1 protein-coding gene is annotated in these 253 nt (G+C 22.5%); it reads left to right on the forward strand.

Annotated features, from left to right (window positions below; all coding sequences use genetic code 11):
- On the forward strand, positions 1–203 hold a 203-nt coding region (locus AYC60_RS03430), incomplete at its 5' end, for a hypothetical protein (RefSeq protein WP_231724621.1).
- Positions 204–253 lie beyond the last annotated feature (50 nt).

Raw genomic sequence — 253 nt, forward strand, 5'->3', positions numbered from 1 at the left:
AACTATCAGAAGAAGACTATGAGAAATTAAGTATGAAGATTAATAGCATAAGAAAAGGGGATGTAATAAAAGTTAAGTGGTATAAAGAAAAAGGATATGTAGATATAATAGGCAAGGTTTCTACTATAGATATTGAAAATATGTATATAGAAGTAATTAAAGAAAAAATAAATATAATAAATCTAGTAGAAGTGCAAGTTTAATATAGACTATTAGTGAAAAATATGATAAAATGTCAATATATAGTAAAGAA

The sequence above is a fragment of the Streptobacillus felis genome, assembly GCF_001559775.1.
In the GTDB taxonomy this organism is placed as follows: domain Bacteria; phylum Fusobacteriota; class Fusobacteriia; order Fusobacteriales; family Leptotrichiaceae; genus Streptobacillus; species Streptobacillus felis.